Genomic DNA, 286 nt, shown 5'->3' with positions numbered 1-286 from the left:
CGGAAGGGGTTCTCACCCTTCATTCGCTACTCATGCCTGCATTCTCACTCGTATGGCGTCCACGACTGGATCACTCCGCCGCTTCACCCGCCATACGACGCTCCCCTACCCATCCACACACCTGCACCAGCCGAACAAGTCGACCAGCGGGGTAAAGTGTGAATGCCACAGCTTCGGCGGTGTGCTTGAGCCCCGCTACATTGTCGGCGCAGAACCACTTGACCAGTGAGCTATTACGCACTCTTTAAAGGGTGGCTGCTTCTAAGCCAACCTCCTGGTTGTCACT

The 286-nt window shown here is 57.3% G+C and carries 1 rRNA gene; it reads right to left on the bottom strand.

Going from position 1 to position 286, the window contains the following annotated elements:
* Positions 1 to 286 (bottom strand): 23S ribosomal RNA (locus QSK32_RS45375); the annotation flags it as partial.

The sequence above is a fragment of the Actinoplanes sp. NBRC 101535 genome (assembly GCF_030269225.1).
Taxonomy (GTDB): domain Bacteria; phylum Actinomycetota; class Actinomycetes; order Mycobacteriales; family Micromonosporaceae; genus Actinoplanes; species Actinoplanes rectilineatus.
The sequence above is the reverse complement of the archived record's forward strand: the minus strand, read 5'-3'. Positions and strand labels throughout refer to the sequence as shown.